Origin of the sequence: Actinospica durhamensis (genome assembly GCF_018139695.1) — a bacterium.
Classification (GTDB): domain Bacteria; phylum Actinomycetota; class Actinomycetes; order Streptomycetales; family Catenulisporaceae; genus Actinospica; species Actinospica durhamensis.
On sequence record NZ_JAGSOG010000102.1, the window covers coordinates 12,519 to 27,078 of the forward strand.

The window sequence follows — 14,560 nt, forward strand, 5'->3', positions numbered from 1 at the left end:
GATCGGCGGAAACCGGCAATCCGCCAAGACCAGGCCCCGGGCGAGAGGAGCAGGAGATGTCCGTGGAGGACCCGAAGACGCCGGCGGACCGGCTGCGCCGGATCGAGCAGGAGACCGACGAGCTGGCCGAGCACATGAACGAGGCCCGCGAGGCGGTGCGCCGGGCCACGAAGGCCGACTCGATGGGCTCGCCGGGCGCCGTGGGCGGTGCGGCCGAGCAGGGCACCGTGGGCGGCGACGCGAAGGACGAGGGGGTCGGGCAGGCGCCGGACGAGGCGAAGACGGACCGCGGCGGGAGGTAGCCGCGACCAGCCGCGTCACGGCGATCCGACCAGGCGCGTGCGACCAGGTGGGACGAGCGGCGTTTGCCGGGACCACGATGGGAAACCCGGCACGTCGCGCGGCCGCACCGGCACGCTCCGGCACGCACCCGAAAGTCACGCACCCGCACGTACGAGGAGGCAGAGACGATGACCACTCTCAGCACCGGGCTCCCCCCGGCCGCGGCGCAGCTCGACTCCGTGGCGAGGCTCGCCCGGCAGCTCCGCGTGGACTCGATCCGCGCGACCACCGCCGCGGGCTCCGGACACCCGACCTCGAGCATGTCGGCGGCCGATCTGGCCGCGATGCTGCTCACCCGCCACCTGCGCTGCGACTGGTCGGACCCGACCCGCCAGGACAACGACTACTTCGTGCTGTCCAAGGGCCACGCCTCGCCGCTGCTCTACGCCATGTACCGGGCCGTCGGGGTGATCGACGAGGAAGAGCTGCTCAGCACCTACCGGCGCGGCGGGCGGCTCGAGGGGCACCCGACGCCGCGGCTGCCGTGGGTCCCGGTGGCGACCGGCTCGCTGGGCCAGGGCATCGCGTACGCGGCCGGGATCGCGCTGGCCGGACGGGCGCTGCCGGACGACCCGTACCGCGTGTGGGTGCTGTGCGGGGACGGCGAGCTGGCCGAGGGCTCGGTCTGGGAGGCCTTGGACAAGGCCGGACTGCACCGGCTGGACAACCTCACCGTGATCGTCGACGTCAACCGGCTCGGCCAGACCGGGCCGACCGAGTACGGCTGGGACCTCGACGTGTACGCGGCGCGGATGCGGGCCTTCGGCGCGTCCGTGCTGGAGATCGACGGGCACGACCTGGCCGAGATCGACGAGGCGCTGGAGACGGCGAAGACGGCGGACCGGCCGACCGTGATCCTCGCCCGCACCGTCAAGGGCGCCGGGTACCCGCCGGTGGCCGACTCGCCGAACTGGCACGGCAAGCCGCTGCCGGAGGCCATGGCGCGCGACGCGATCTCGATGCTCGGCGGCGCGACCGATCTGCGGGTCGAGGGGCCGTTGCCGCAGGACCGGGATGGTGAGGCGGGCCCGGAATCGTTCGCGCACCACGTCCCGAGCCCGGCCGTCCCGCTCGTGCGGGCGCCGTCGTACCAGGTCGGAGAGCGGGTCGCCACGCGCAAGGCGTACGGGAACGCGCTGCTCGCCCTCGGAGACCAGGACCCGGACGTGGTCGTGCTCGACGGCGAGGTGGGCAACTCCACCGGCTCGCAGGAGTTCGAGCGGGCGCACCCGGAGCGCTACTTCCAGATGTACATCTCGGAGCAGCAGCTGGTCGCCGCGGCCGTGGGCCTGGCCGCGCGGGGCTGGCGCCCGTACGCGGCCACGTTCGCCGCGTTCCTCAGCCGCGCGCACGACTTCCTGCGGATGACCGCGATCGACGGCCCGGCCGTGCGCATGGCCGGCTCGCACTGCGGCGTGGAGATCGGGGCCGACGGCCCGTCCCAGATGGGCCTGGAGGACCTGGCGATGATGCGGGCGCTGCACGGTTCGACCGTGCTCTACCCCTGCGACGCCACGAGTGCCGCCAAGCTGACGGTGGCGATGAACGGGCTGTCCGGTATCAGCTATCTGCGGACCACGCGCGGCGCGTACCCGGTGCTCTACCGGCCCGAGGAGGACTTCCCGATCGGCGGATCGAAGCTGTGGGGCGAGGGCGCCGACGACGTGGCCACCCTGGTCGGCGCGGGCGTCACGCTGCACGAGTGCCTCGACGCGGCCACCGAACTGGCCCACGACGGCCTGGCCGTGCGCGTGCTGGACCTGTACTCGATCAAGCCGGTCGACGCCGTCGCCCTGCGCGCCTGCGCCGAGCAGACCCCGCTGCTGATCACGGTGGAGGACCACCGGCCGGAGGGCGGGATCGGCGAGGCCGTCGCCTCCGCGCTCGCCGACGTCCCGTGCCGGCTGCGCCACCTGGCCGTGCGCGACCTGCCCGGTTCCGACTCCACCGCGCACAACCTGGCCGCCGCCGGAATCGATTCCCGGAGCATCGCGGCGGCGGTGCGCGAATCCGCGCACTGACCTCGAAACCGACCTCGAAGGCGCGTCCCGACCTCGACCGCGGCGTTCAGGCCGGGTCGGGGCGGGGTGTCCGGACCGGCGTAGAGTTCACCCGAACCGTCGGGTGTGAGCGCGAAGGAGCCTGCCATGCAGCACAGGACACTGGGCCGCCAGGGCCTTTCCGTGGCCGCGATCGGCTACGGCGCCATGGGAATCTCGATCGCCTACGGCCCGGGCGACGAGGCGCAGGGCGTCGCGGCCATCCGGCGCGCCCACGAACTCGGGGTGACCTTCTTCGACACCGCCGAGCTCTACGGCTGGGGCGAGAACGAGAAGATCGTGGGCCGCACCGTGGCCGGGTTCCGCGACGAGATCGTGATCGCCACCAAGTTCGGCTTCACCCGCGACTTCGGCACCGACAGCCGACCCGAGCACATCCGCGAGGTGGCCGAGGCCAGCCTGGCCCACCTCGGGGTGGACCACATCGACGTGCTCTACCAGCACCGGGTGGACCCGGACGTGCCGATCGAGGACGTCGCCGGGGCCGTCAAGGAACTGATCGACGCGGGCAAGGTGCGCTACTTCGGCCTGAGCGAGGCCGGCCCGACCACCATCGCCCGCGCCCACGCCGTGCAGCCGGTCTCCGTGCTGCAGACCGAGTACTCGCTGTTCGAGCGGGACGTCGAGCGGCTCTTCCCGACCCTGGACGAGCTCGGCATCGGCTTCGTGCCCTACTCCCCGCTCGGCCGCGGCTTCATCACCGGCACCGCGAAGCCCGCCGCCGAGCACGACCCGAGCGACATGCGCTACAGCCGCGACCCGCGCTGGCACCCGGGCAACTTCGAGAAGAACGTGGAGGCGGTGCAGCGGCTCGCCGCCCTCGCCGCGACCAAGGACGCCACCGTCTCCCAGCTGGCGCTGGCCTGGCTGCTGGCCCAGGGCGAGCACATCGTGCCGATCCCCGGCACCCGCAGCCCCGAGCGGGTCGCCGAGAACGTCGGCGCGGCCGAGCTGACCCTGACCGAGCAGGACCTCGCCGCCATCCACGAGATCCTGCCCACGGGCGGCTTCGGCGCCCGCTACGGCGAGCAGTCCATGCCGAACTGGGTCTGAGCGCCGACGATCCGATCGTCGGCACGGTCCCGCCGTGGACCACGCCTCGCGGCGCTACGGGGGGGCCGTGCTGCCGTACACCAGCACTGAGAAGCCGCCCGAGGCGCCGCCGCCGGCTATGACCCCTGGCGCGACCGTTCGCCGTCGAGGAGTGAGACGAAATGCCGGGCCGTCTCCATGCCGAGTACCTCGACCTGGAGGAAGTTGCGCTGGTACTCCGCGAGCGCCGGTCCGCGCAGGCCGCCCGGCGGATAGGGCACGTAGTTGGGGCCTATGGCCATGATGAGCAGGAAGCCGCCCGGATGCGATGCCAGCTCGGTTTCAACGATCCGGCTCAGGGCCATCTCGCGCTCTACGGCCTTGTTGACCGTGAACAGGCGCCGATTCGACAGCACGACGATGCTCTTCTCGCGGTAGTACGGAAGAATGACGAGCAGTTCTTCCCCAGGCTCGAGCGCCGCGAGTAAAGCCTCTTGCTGCCGGGCGATTTGTTCGATTCCCCGCCGGTACTGATCGCCCCCGACCACGTCCGCCCTGAACGCAGGGCTGACACCTTCGGCGATTCGGCTGTCGAGCGATGACACGGGCCTTGAGAACATGCCCACACCCCACCCCTCCAAGGTCCGCGTTTGGGTAGTTCCCCCATCGGTGTTCCTCTTCGAGGATAGCAACCACGCCCCGACCGCGCGGGCGAATCGAAGATCGGCGGCCCGCTCAGCCGGCTGATCCCCGACCGCACCTCCGACCGCGCGACCATCGCGGCGAGCCTGGCCGCACTCGCCCTCGTCTTCGCCGTCAGCTTCAACATCCCGCACCTGGTCTGGGACGTGGCCCTGTTCACGCTCATCGGCATGGTCCTCGGCTCCGTCCTCGGCCAGCAGGTCGGCATCGTCACCACGATGAACCTGGCAGCGGCCCTCATCGCCGCCTCCGCGGCCGCGGCACTCCTACTGCCTGCCAAGTCCTAAGCCGCCTCCGCCTCGGCGCCCGCATCAGGATCGACGTCAGGGTCCGTATCAGGATTCCGCGGCCTCGCCTCGGAGATCGTGAGGCGGCCCTTGCGCATGACGCCGCGCAGCCAGGCGCGCTTGACGATCGAGCTGTCGTGGGTGACCAGCACGAGTGTCAGGCCACGTTCACGCCAGGATGCCTCGAGCAGGTCGATGATCTCATCGCGGGTGTCCTCGTCGAGGTTGCCGGTCGGCTCGTCGGCGAGCAGCACCCGCGGCTCCTTGACCAGCGCGCGGGCGATGCCGACGCGCTGCTGCTGGCCGCCGGACAGTTCCGAGGGCAGGTGCCTGGCGCGGTCGGCGAGGCCGACGCTCTCGAGCGCGTTCATGGTCCGTTCGCGGCGGTTCGCGCCGGACATCTTGAGCGGGACCAGGGCCGTCTCGACGTTCTCCGCGGCGCTGAGGGTGGGGATCAGGTTGAAGGTCTGGAAGACGAAGCCGATCTCGGCGGCGCGGATCTTCGTCACGGCGGACTCGCTCAGTGAACTCAGCTGCCTGCCGTCGAACTCGACCGTGCCGTGCGTCGGGCGGTCGAGGCCGCCGAGCAGCTGCAGCAGGGTCGTCTTGCCGTGGCCGGTCGGGCCCTGGATGGCGAGCCAGGCGCCGTCCTCGATCACGGCGTCCATCGGGCGAATCGCCTCGATGAGCTTGCCGTTCTTGTGGAATTCCTTGGACACTCCGGTGAGTTGGTACATTCCGACTCGACTCCTTAGATGAAAACTTTATGTGCTGTGGACAACCTCTCTCATCGTGCTCTTATTCTGTGCGTTGCGTGGCTGTTCTGGCTGGTGGCGGGCGGGCCGATCGCGGCGGATTCACATCGAATATCTGCCCTGCTCGGCAGCGAATAAGCCGAGCGGCGGTGCTGAGACGAGGAACTTTTATGCGCCACAATTGACTGTGCTTAGGGAAATGCGTTCCAAACGTGCCAGAGCCGGGCGTATTCACCGTCTTCGGCGACGAGTTCGCGGTGGGTGCCGCTCTCCACGACCTGGCCGGCCCGCATCACGTGGATGTGGTCGGCTTCGGCGGCCTGGGAGAGACGGTGCGCGATGACGAGGGCGGCTCTGCCCCGCGTCACGGTGGTGGCGGCCCGGTCGAGTACGCGGGCCGCGTCGCTGCCGCCCTCGGCGGTCGCTTCGTCGAGGACGAGGTAGGCGGGGTCGAGCAGCAGGACGCGGGTGAGCGCGAGGTGTTGGGCCTGGCCGACGGTGAGCGGGTGGCCGCCCGCGCCGACGGGCGTGGCCGACCCCTGGGGCAGGGCATCGACCCAGGCGGACGCGCCGGTGCGGTCGAGGGCTGCGCGCAGGGCCTCGTCGGACGCGTCGGGGGCGGCCAGGCGCAGGTTGTCGGCGAGGGTTCCGGCGAACACGTGCGGCTGCTGCGCCACCAGCGCGACGCGCCCGGCCGGGGCGTGCACGCGGCCGGAGCTGGGACGGTAGAACCCTGCGATGATCCCGGCCAGGGTGGTCTTGCCCGAGCCGCTGACGCCGACGACCGCGACCGTCCGGCCCGGCCCGACCTCCAGGCTGACGCCGACGACCGCGTCGGGCAGCGTGCCCGGGTCGTAGCTGAAGCAGACGTCTTCGACGCGGAGCGAGCGGTCGGCGTCGTGGGCGCGGCGCGGAGGGGACGGGGAGGCCGACGGGGAGGCCGACGGCGAATCTGCTGCGGTGGAGATGACGACGCCGAGCAGGCGGCCGAGTCCGGCGGAGGCCTGCTGGAGGTCGTCGAACACGCCGAGGGCCACGTTGATCGGGTCGAACAGGCCCACGAAGAACAGCGCCGCGCTGGTCGCGTCGCCGAGGCTGGTCTGGCCGTCGGCGATGAGCACCGCCGCCGTGGCGAGGATGGCGCCGAGGCCCAGGAACTCGGCGGCGTTGAGCCGACCGTAGAAGCGGGTGGCCAGGCGGGTGGCCTGGAACTCGTACCCGGCGGCGTCCAGCGAAGCCTCCTGGGCCACCTCGAGGCGCCGGGACTCAAGACGCAGGGCCCTGATGGTGGGCATGGCGGCGAACACGCCGAGCAGTGCGGCGGTGCGCCTGCCGTCGGCCGTGCGGCCGGCGGCGTACACGGGGCGGCAGGCGCGCAGGTACCATCGCAGGGTCCAGAGTTGGACCGGCACCGCGAGGCAGGCCGCGAGCAGGAATCTCCAGTCCAGGGCGGCCAATCCGACGAACGCCGCAGCGATGGTCAGTGCCGCCTGGGCGAAGTTGCCGAGCGCGTTCTGCGCGGCGTCGGTCAGCTGCTCGACGTCGTCACAGACCCTTGCGATCAGGTCGCCCGCTCCCCCGGCCTCGACGACGTCCACCGGCAGCGCGACGGCGGCTTCGAGCACCTGTTCGCGCAGGTCGGCGACGGCGGGCAGGACGAGTCGGGCCAGCAGTCGGCCCGCCGCGCGCACGGCGCCCGCCCCCACCACGACGGCGACGCCGAGCCGTACGGCGGGCCACACCACGGCCGAGCCGCCCCGGTGCGCCGCGAGCGCCTGCACGATCTCGCCGGTGGCGAGCGGCGCGGCGAGGCTCGCGGCCGCGGCCGATCCCATGGCGGCCAGGGTCGCGGCCAGCAGGCCGGGGCGGCGGCGGGCCTGGGCCACCGCCCACCGCAGTACGTCGCGGGAGGGCGCGACGGGAAGCAGCCGCGGGGCGTTCATCGGGTCACCAGGTTCCGGTAGGCGTCGTCGCGGCGGATCAGGTCGGCGTGCGAGCCCTCGACGGCGTCCGTGCCGGCCGCGAGGAACACCACCTGGTCGCAGCGGGAGAGCAACGCGGGGCTCGTCGTCACCACGATCGTCGTCAGGCCCTTGCGAAGCTCGGGCAGCCGCTCGGCCACGGCGTCGGCGGTCGCGGCGTCCACGGCGGTGGTGGGCTCGTGCAGGACCAGCACCGGCGGATGCGCGGCCAGGGCCCGGGCGAGGGCGAGCCGCTGGACCTGGCCACCGGAGAGGTTCCGCGCGTCCTCGCCCACCCGTGCCTGGCGGCCGCCCGGCACGCTCTGCACGACCTGGTCGGCCGCCGCCGCGTACACGGCCGCCGGGTCCGCGCCCACGTTCTCGGCGATGGTGCCGGGAAACAGCGCGGCGTCGTGGAACGAGACCAGCACGGCCTCGCGCAGCGCGCCGAGACGGTAGGCGGGCAGCGGCGATCCGTCGAGTTCCACGCTGCCGTCCACGGGGTCGTATTCGCGGGCCAGCAGCTGTGCGACGTCCGCCGCCGCGGCCGGATCGTCCAGCGCCACGCCGGTCATGCGCCCGGCGCCGACCGTGAAACCCAGCGCCCGCCCGGACCGGCCGACGGCCCCGCGGAAGGTGATCGCACCGACCCGCTCACCGACCTCGATGCCGTCTTCGCGGACATGGACGGCGGCCGGGGTCTGGATCAGGTCGAGTATCCGCTGCGCCGAGGCCAGCGCCCGGGTGCGGGCCGGGCCGAGGGCGAAGAGCGTCTGCAGCGGCCCGGTCAGGAACCGGGCGAGTCCGAGTACTGCGATGAGGTGCCCGAGGCTGAGCCGGCCGTCGAGGGCGAGCCAGCCGCCGACCGCCGCGACCGCCACCAGGTAGCAGCCACCGGCGAGACTCTCGAACGCCTCGACGGTGGCCTCCCGCGCGGCGGCACGCCGCGCGGAGACCAGCGCCGCCCGGCTGACCCGGCGGTAGTCGGCGACCGCGGCCTGCTCGGCCCCGATGCCTCGCAGCACCCGCAGCCCGCGCACCACGTCCTCGGCCAGGGCCGCGGCGTCGGTGGCGCCCTGCTGCTCGTCGCGGTACCGCCCGCGCAGCCGTTCGGAGATCCGCGCGACCGCGATCAGCAGCAGCGTCACGCAGCCGAGCACGACCGCGCCGAGCAGCGGCGAGTACCCCAGCAGCAGCGCCGCGGACGCGGCCAGGGCAATCGCCGCGGCCAGTCCCGACGCGCACATCCCGGCGAACGCGCCGACCCGGTTGGCGTCGCTGCCCGCGAGGGTCAGCAGTGCGCCGGGCGGCTGGTCGAGTCCGCCGCCCGGCGCGACGGCCCGCTCCACCACCTGGATGCGTACGGCGTGCGCCGCGTACTGCTTGGCCCGCTGGGCGGCCCGGGCCCCGAACCGGTAGGAGCAGGACAGCAGCGCGAAGTCGGCCGCCAGCAGCACCAGCCACGGTGTCAGGGCCCGCATCCCGCCGCCGCCCGCGACGGCGGAGACCGCCGCGCCCACCACCACCGGCACGAGCGACTCCCCGAGCTGATGGCCGGTGAAGAGCGCGCACGCCGCGGCCAGGTCCCGCCGCCGGGTGAGCAGGGCGGCTCGCACCAGCGCCGCGGGCGTGGCGGGGGCGGATATGGGCATGGCGCATCAGTCCCTTCCGGGGAGAGGTGGCGGGGAAGAACGCGCCGGATTGATCTTGAGAAGATTAGGTTAGCCTAACCTCATTAGCGGCGACAAGGAGGGGTCGGTCCGCCCAAGAGAAGAGCGCCAGCGGCCTCCGCCCGCAGCCGTCAGTTCCGGTGCGGCTACGATCAGCTCCATGGCGGGGGACACCTGGGGCGAACGCAGCGAGTTGATCCGGATACGACGCCGACCCGACCTGATCCACCTCTTGGTGAACATGGTGGCGGTCGGTGCGGTCGTGGCGGTCGGCACGCTGTGCATAAACACGACGAACGGGCTGCAGACCGACATCCAGCACGGCTTCCGGTTCACCCCGGCCTTCCTGCTCGACGGAGTCGCGCTACTGACCCGGATCGCCGCGTACGCGGTACCCCTCGGCATCGCGGTCGAGCAAGCGTTGCGTGGACAGGCCAAGCGCGTCGCGGACGCCGTTGTGGCCGCCGCGTTCGCCTACGCGATCGCCGGGAGTGCGGCGCCGGACCTCGGCTGCCTCGCCGCCGTGGTCGCCGCGCTGACCATCCTCGGGTTCGACGGCCGGCCGGCGTTACGCGCGTTCGCTTGTTCGTGCATTGCGATCTACTCCGTCACCGCGGTGGTCGACGGCACCTCCGGTCTCGTCGGATTCGCCGCCGCCCTCGCGCTCGGGCGCGCCGTCGCCTTCGGCTGGCGCTACGCACGCGGCGTCGCCACCGACCGGCTGACCGCCGCAGGCGTCATGGAAGCCCTCGTGCGGGCCGGCCTCGAGCCCGTGGACTGCTCGGCCGAGGATCGCGAAGCACGCCGCTTCGCAGTGCGCTGCGCCGACGGCGGCCTCCTCGACGTGCACCTGCTCGAGCGCGATCGCCAGGCAGCGCGCCTGATCCACCGAGTCAATCGTCTGATCCGCTTGCGGGCCGGTGCCCGACGCCGCGAGATGTTCGGCCTGCGCCGCGCGGTCAGCCACGAAGCCCTGATCTCCTACGCCCTGAGGAACGCGGGGATCAACACCCCGACGCTCCTGGCGGTGCGTGAGGTCTCCGCCGACGCGACCCTGCTCGCCTACGAGCACGTACCCGCGCGCGTCCTCGGCGAGATCCCGGGCGAGGAGCTCACCGACGCCACCGTCGAACGCGTCTGGAAGACGGTGCGCGAGCTCGGGCGCCATCAGATCGCCCACCGCCGGCTCTCGCCCACGTCCATCCTCGTCGACGACGACGGACACATCTGGCTGACGGATCTGCGCCACGGCGAGATCGCCGCCACCGAGCTCCAGCAGCTGCTCGACGTCGCCGAGGCCATGACCTCGCTCGCGATCAAGGTCGGCCCGGAACGCGCGGTGCGCATCGGCGCGGAGGTCCTCGGCGAGCACCGCATCGGCGCCACGCTCCCGGTACTGCAGAAGATCGTCCTCACCCGCGCCACCCGCGCCGCGGTCGGCAGATCCGGACGCCTGCTCGCCCAGCTGCGCAAGCAGGTCCTCACGCTGGAGTCGCCGACCGAGGCGGCAGCGCCCGTCAAGCTGGAACGTCTCCGCCTCAAGACCGTCCTGGCCGCGACCGCGGGCTGCGTCGCCGTCTACGGCCTGATGGCGCAGATCTCGAGCGCCGAGGACCACAGCGGGCACGGCCTGTGGCGGCTGATCGCGTCCGCCTCCCCCGGCTGGCTACTGCTCGCGGGCGCGGCCGCAGCGCTGACCTACGTCGCCGCGGCAGCGCAGCTGGCCGGCTTCATCCCCGAGTCGCTGCCCAAGGCGCGGAACCTGATGGTGCAGCTCGCCTCCAGCTTCTTCGCCCTCTTCGCCCCCGCGGGTCTCGGCGGCGTGACACTCAACGTCCGCTTCCTGAGGAAGCGCGGCATAGCCGACGGCGCGGCCGTCACCGCGGTCGGCGCCTCGCAGGCCATTGCGTTCATCGCCCACCTCGTGCTGGTCGCCGTCTTCGGCTTCTTCGTCGGCAGCGCATGGCTCGGCTCGGCCACCGGCCCCCTCGGCCTCGTGCTCGCACTCGCCCTGCTCACCGTGCTCACCCTGGCCGTCCCACCCGTGCACCGCTTCGCCCAACGCCGGTTGGCCCCGTTCTTCGAAGGCTCACTGCCCCGCCTCATCGAGGTCGCCCAAGACCCGCGCAAACTCGCGCTCGCACTCGGCGGCACGCTCGCGATCTCGCTTCTCAATACACTGTGTCTGTGGAGCTGCATCCACGCCCTCACCCCGCACGGCGCGCCGAGCTACGCCAAGGTCGCGTTCCTCTACCTGACCGTCCAGGCGGCCACCGCGGCCGTACCCACCCCGGCGGGCATGGGCGCCGTCGAGGTCGGCCTGAGCAGCGCGCTCGTCAAAGCCGCGAGCCTGGCCTCCCCGAGCGTCGTCATAGCAGTCCTCGGATACCGCCTGCTGACCACGTACCTGCCGCCCGCCCCCGGCTACGTCGCCCTGCTCCTCCTGCGCCGCCGCAACACTGTATAAAACCATGGAGGTCCAGCCATGCGCTTCCTTTACGTCGTCACCCACCCCGAGGCCACTCACCACGTAGAGCGGGTCGTCGGCGGGTGGCATGACTCGACGCTGACGAGCGCGGGGAAGAACGCTGCCGCAGCCATAGCCCGAACGCTGCGCGCGGAAATCCCCATCGGCACGAGCGTCGAGCTGGTCTCCTCCGATCTCTTGCGCACGAGCCAGACGGCTGATGAGATAGCAGCCCTTTTCGGCCTCGAAACGATCTTGGAGCCTCGACTTCGGGAGAAGTCCTACGGCGAAGCCGAGGGACGACCACAGCAGTGGCAGAAGCAGCGGTTCATCCCGCCACCCGCGCTCTGCGACCGGATGAACCACCACGAAGGAATTCAGGGAGCTGAGACCAGGGGTGAGTGCGCACGACGCGTCTACGCGGCGATGGAGGAGATCCTCGGACGCGACTGCGAGCACCAGATCATCGTGACCCACGGCGGCGCGCTGACCTTCGTCGTCGCAGCCTGGATCGAGATGCCGTTCGAGTCACTGGGTTCGGTGCGCTTCTGCGGATCCCCGGGCAGCATCACGAGACTGAGGCAGGACGACTTCTACCGCAATCGCGAGGTCGTCCACCTTGCGGACACCCGCCACCTCGACGCGGCCAACTCCACCATAGGCCTATGACAGACGACCTCGACGAACTCGCCCGCGCCTGGTGGGAAGGGCGGCGGTTGGCCGACGGCACTAGGGACGAGCGCAAGCGCTGGAGCCTTGGAGAGCCGGCCGACGTCGCGGCGGCGTGGGAGCGGGTGCAGCGGATTGTCGGGGACGGGGGTGAACCGGCGCTGGAGCTCGTCCTGGCGTTGCTGCGCGGCAGTCCGGACGAGGCCGGATACGCGATGGTCGGCGCCGGACCGCTGGAGGACGTGGTCACCAGATACGGCAACGACCTGGCGCCACGCCTCGATGAGCTCGCGCGTCAGTCCCCTGCATTCCGCCGGGCCTTGGCCTCCGTGTGGCTCTGACCCACAAGCCTCTGACCCGCGAGACTCAGCCCGCTGCGTCCTCCGACAACGGCACCGTCGCCTCCAGCTCGCGCAGCCACACGGCGGCCGAACCGTCGGAGGGGGCGCGCCAGTCGCCGCGGGGGGAGAGGGAGCCGCCGGCCACGACCTTCGGGCCGTTGGGCATGGCGGAGCGCTTGAACTGGGCGAAGCCGAAGAAGCGGCGGACGAAGTACTCCAGCCAGTGGCGGATGACGGGCAGGTCGTAGGCCACCTGCTTGGCCTGCGGGAAGCCCTCGGGCCAGGCGCCGGCTTCGGCGTCGTGCCAGGCGTGCCAGGCCAGGAAGGCGATCTTCGACGGGCGGAACCCGAAGCGCAGCACGTGGAAGAGGCTGAAGTCGTGCAGGGCGTACGGGCCGATCCGGTCCTCGGTGGACTGCAGCTCCTCGCCGGGCACCAGCTCCGGGCTGATCTCGGTGTCCAGGATCGCGATGAGGGTCTCGTCGGTCTCCGGTTCGGCGAACTGGCCGGAGCTGACGACCCAGCGGATCAGGTGCTGGATCAGGGTCTTGGGTACGCCCGCGTTGACGTTGTAGTGGCTCATCTGGTCACCGACGCCGTAGGTGCACCAGCCGAGTGCCAGCTCGGACAGGTCGCCGGTACCGAGGACGATGCCGCCCTGCTGGTTCGCCAGCCGGAACAGGTAGTCGGTACGCAGGCCGGCCTGCACGTTCTCGAAGGTGACGTCGTACTGCGGCTCGCCCGCGGCGAAGGGGTGGCCCATCTCCTGCAGCATCAGCCGCGCCGTGGCGGTGATGTCGAGTTCGTGCGCGCTCACGCCGAGGGCGCGCATCAGCTTGTGCGCGTTGCCCTTGGTGTGCTCGCCGGTGGCGAAGCCGGGCATGGTGTAGGCCAGGATGTCGGTGCGGGGTCTGCCCATCCGGTCCATCGCGCGGGCGGCGACGATCAGGGCGTGGGTGGAGTCGAGGCCGCCGGAGATGCCGATGACCACCTTCGGGCCGCCGATCGCGGTCAGCCGCTGCTGCACTGCCGCGACCTGGATGTTGTAGGCCTCGTAGCAGTCAAGGGCCAGGCGGTCCGGGTCGGCGGGCACGAACGGGAAGCGGTCCACCCGGCGGCGCAGCCCGAGGTTTGCGGTCGGCGGCTGGAGCCGGAACTCGATCCGGCGGTGCGCGTCGGCGCGGGCGTGGGCGCGGCGGTTGTCGTCGAAGGTGCCCATGCGCGAGCGCTCCTGCCGCAGCAGGTCGAGGTCCACGTCGGCCACGGCGTACTGGTCGCCGGCCGGGAAGCGCTCGGTCTCGGCCAGCAGCGCGCCGTTCTCGTAGATCATGGTCTGCCCGTCCCAGGACAGGTCCGTGCTCGACTCGCCGAGGCCCGCCGCCGCGTAGACGTAGGCGGCCAGACAGCGCGCGGAGGCCGAGCGGCACAGCAGTCTGCGATCCTCGGCCCGGCCCACGGTGATCGGGCTGCCGGAGAGGTTGACCAGCACCGTCGCCCCGGCCAGCGCCGCCTCGGCGCTCGGCGGCACCGGCACCCACATGTCCTCGCAGATCTCCGCGGCCACCACCAGGCCCGGCAGGTCCGCGGCCTCGAACAGCAGGTCCACGCCGAACGGCACCTCGGCCCCGGCGACGCGGATGGCCCCGCCGCGCTCGTTCTCGCCGGAGGCGATCTGCCGCCGCTCGTAGAACTCCCGGTAGTTCGGCGGGTAGGACTTGGGCACCACGCCGAGCACGCGGCCGCGGTGGACGAACACGGCGCAGTTGTAGATCCGGTGCCGGTGGCGCAGCGGGGCGCCCACCACCAGGACCGGCAGCAGGTCCGCCGACGCGGCCAGGATCGTCCCGAGCGCCGCCTCGACCTCGTCCAGCAGGACGTCCTGCAGCAGCAGGTCCTCGATCGAGTAGCCGGTCAGGCCGAGCTCGGGGAAGACCGCGACCGCGACGCCCTCCTGCGCGCACGCGCGCGCCTGGCGCAGCACGGCCTCGGCGTTGGCCCGCGGGTCGGCGACGACGGTGTGCCCCGTGCACGCGGCCACGCGCGCGAAGCCCTGCTCGTAGATGGACCAGAAGTTCAACACGCTTCCCCAGGTGCGGCGGACGGACACCACGACCCTAGCGCGAAGCGGCCGCACGCGTGATCGCCACGCCTCCGACCGCCCGCTTTGTCCGTCGTCCGGAAGATCGCGACGCGGGCGCGGGTGAGCGTGCGATGCTGGGGCCCGTGTCCACCGACGGGCTGTCGAAGAGCTATGCGATCGCCGACGCGGCGGGG

12 protein-coding genes are annotated in these 14,560 nt (G+C 72.0%); 7 read left to right on the top strand and 5 right to left on the bottom strand.

The window, feature by feature from the left end:
• Positions 1-56: 56 nt before the first annotated feature.
• The 3 genes from KDL01_RS20235 (at position 57) to KDL01_RS20245 (ending at position 3,455) form a co-directional block, all read left to right on the top strand.
• Complete coding sequence (locus tag KDL01_RS20235) at positions 57-302, top strand: hypothetical protein (RefSeq protein WP_212530106.1); 246 nt, start codon at positions 57-59, stop codon at positions 300-302.
• 168 nt (positions 303-470) lie between these two features.
• A complete protein-coding gene (locus KDL01_RS20240) occupies positions 471-2,363 on the top strand; it encodes a transketolase (RefSeq protein WP_212530107.1) in 1,893 nt (630 codons plus the stop codon).
• A gap of 126 nt (positions 2,364-2,489) precedes the next feature.
• Positions 2,490-3,455 carry an aldo/keto reductase gene (locus tag KDL01_RS20245; RefSeq protein WP_212530108.1) on the top strand — a complete coding sequence of 322 codons (966 nt, stop codon included), beginning with the start codon at positions 2,490-2,492 and terminating at the stop codon, positions 3,453-3,455.
• Between the two features lie 116 nt (positions 3,456-3,571).
• On the opposite strand, the gene KDL01_RS20250 is transcribed toward KDL01_RS20245, so the two are convergent.
• Positions 3,572-4,039 (bottom strand): hypothetical protein, encoded by a 468-nt coding sequence (locus KDL01_RS20250; protein WP_212530109.1) that lies wholly within the window; start codon positions 4,037-4,039, stop codon positions 3,572-3,574.
• 243 nt (positions 4,040-4,282) lie between these two features.
• Between KDL01_RS20250 and KDL01_RS20255 the strand changes: the two genes are divergently transcribed.
• Positions 4,283-4,423 (top strand): hypothetical protein, encoded by a 141-nt coding sequence (locus KDL01_RS20255; protein ID WP_212530110.1) that lies wholly within the window; start codon positions 4,283-4,285, stop codon positions 4,421-4,423.
• On the opposite strand, the gene KDL01_RS20260 is transcribed toward KDL01_RS20255, so the two are convergent.
• From KDL01_RS20260 to KDL01_RS20270, 3 genes are all read right to left on the bottom strand, one after another.
• Complete coding sequence (locus KDL01_RS20260; RefSeq protein WP_212530111.1) at positions 4,420-5,160, bottom strand: ABC transporter ATP-binding protein; 741 nt, start codon at positions 5,158-5,160, stop codon at positions 4,420-4,422. The two genes, KDL01_RS20255 and KDL01_RS20260, sit on opposite strands and share 4 nt — an antisense overlap.
• Positions 5,161-5,369: 209 nt before the next feature.
• Positions 5,370-7,121, bottom strand: a complete 1,752-nt coding sequence (locus KDL01_RS20265) for an ABC transporter ATP-binding protein (RefSeq protein ID WP_212530112.1) — start codon at positions 7,119-7,121, stop codon at positions 5,370-5,372.
• Positions 7,118-8,791, bottom strand: a complete 1,674-nt coding sequence (locus KDL01_RS20270) for an ABC transporter transmembrane domain-containing protein (protein ID WP_212530113.1) — start codon at positions 8,789-8,791, stop codon at positions 7,118-7,120. The genes KDL01_RS20265 and KDL01_RS20270 overlap by 4 nt, the downstream gene beginning before the upstream one ends.
• Positions 8,792-8,969: 178 nt before the next feature.
• On the opposite strand from KDL01_RS20270, the gene KDL01_RS20275 reads away from it, so the two are divergent.
• From KDL01_RS20275 to KDL01_RS20285, 3 genes are read left to right on the top strand one after another with little or no spacing between them, the layout of a single operon-like run.
• Positions 8,970-11,276, top strand: coding sequence for a lysylphosphatidylglycerol synthase transmembrane domain-containing protein (locus tag KDL01_RS20275; RefSeq protein ID WP_212530114.1), 2,307 nt, complete (start codon positions 8,970-8,972; stop codon positions 11,274-11,276).
• 18 nt (positions 11,277-11,294) lie between these two features.
• Entirely contained in the window at positions 11,295-11,945 is a 651-nt protein-coding gene (locus KDL01_RS20280; protein WP_212530115.1) for a histidine phosphatase family protein, read from the top strand.
• The gene (locus KDL01_RS20285; protein WP_212530116.1) at positions 11,942-12,286 is read left to right on the top strand and encodes a DUF6869 domain-containing protein; all 345 of its coding nucleotides are present in this window, start codon (positions 11,942-11,944) and stop codon (positions 12,284-12,286) included. Before KDL01_RS20280 ends, KDL01_RS20285 begins: the two co-directional genes overlap by 4 nt.
• A 25-nt stretch (positions 12,287-12,311) precedes the next feature.
• On the opposite strand, the gene KDL01_RS20290 is transcribed toward KDL01_RS20285, so the two are convergent.
• Positions 12,312-14,363, bottom strand: a complete 2,052-nt coding sequence (locus KDL01_RS20290) for an NAD(+) synthase (RefSeq protein WP_212530117.1) — start codon at positions 14,361-14,363, stop codon at positions 12,312-12,314.
• Between the last annotated feature and the right edge of the window lie 197 nt (positions 14,364-14,560).